A 1248-nucleotide genomic window follows, 5' to 3' on the forward strand; every position below is an offset into this window, starting at 1 on the left:
GGCTATGCCCGCTATGGCGCCCATTTCCAGACCGGCGACCAGAAATATGTCGGCGTCGACGGCTCCTATAACGGCGCCTCGGCGATCGGCCGTCTGGGCAACGAAAGCAACGGCGGCGAATTCCAGATCAGCAAAGCCTTCAAAAGCGCGCAGGGGGCTATCTGGGATCTCAACGTCATGTTCGACCACTGGAGCGACGAGGTTAACCTGAAGAAGGCCTACGTCGGCGTCACCAACGTGCTGGAATCCAATCCCAACGCCTATATCTGGGCCGGCCGCGACTTCCACCAGCGTCCGCAACAGGGGATCAACGACTACTTCTGGATGAACCACGACGGCCAGGGCGCCGGGGTGAAGAACTTTGATATCGGCGGCGTGCAGTTCGACGTGGCGGCGGTGTCGCAGGTGAAATCCTGTAGCCCGGAAGTGATGGCCGATGAGACCAACCCGTCGCGTATCACCTGTACCGGCAGCTCCGACACCGGGGACAACGGCCACTACGCGCTGACCACCAAAACCCACAACATCAAGGCCGGGCCGATCGACGTCGAGGTGTACGCCAACTACGGCTTTGACTCGAAGGCGGTGGACAGCGACGCGCGTCTCGAAGCCTGGCAGGGCGGCCTGGTGCTGAGCCACACCAACGACAGCGGAGTGAACAAGGTGATCCTGCGCTACTCCGACAACTCGGATAACAGCGTCTACAACAAAACCGACGACCTGACCACGGTCTACGCCAGCTTCGAGGGCAGCCATAAGTTCACCCAGCAGGCGCAGGTGGAATATCTGCTGGCCTTCCACGACTACGACAACGGCAAAGATAATACCGACAACCGCAAAAACTACGGCGCTATCGTGCGGCCGATGTACTTCTGGAACGACGTGCACTCCACCTGGCTGGAAGCGGGCTACCAGCGCGTGGACTACGACCAGGGCGGGGATAACCACGGCTGGAAGCTGACGCTGTCGCAGAACATCGCCATCGGCATGGGGCCGGAGTTCCGTCCGATGCTGCGCTTCTACGTGACCGGCGGTCAGGTGGACAACGAGCATACCGCGAAGGTCAACAGCACCAAAGACCAGCAGCTGGATTCGCTGAACGTCGGCGGGATGTTTGAGGCGTGGTTCTGATGCGATAGCGTTGTCGAAGGAGCGTTCCCGGCTGGCGCTACGCTTAGCCGGGCTACGACTGGTGCGCTCCATTTATGCCGGATGGCGGCATACATGCCTTATCCGGCCTACGTTCCT

The 1248-nt window shown here is 60.7% G+C and carries 1 protein-coding gene; it reads left to right on the top strand.

Annotation, left to right across the window (positions count from 1 at the left end; all coding sequences use genetic code 11):
* A partial coding sequence (locus ACOI7Z_RS27200) for a carbohydrate porin (RefSeq protein ID WP_420702487.1) occupies positions 1-1131 on the top strand: 1131 nt, incomplete at its 5' end.
* Positions 1132-1248: the final 117 nt, after the last annotated feature.

Source organism: Klebsiella sp. C283 (assembly GCF_048822555.1).
In the GTDB taxonomy this organism is placed as follows: Bacteria; Pseudomonadota; Gammaproteobacteria; order Enterobacterales; family Enterobacteriaceae; genus Klebsiella; species Klebsiella quasipneumoniae.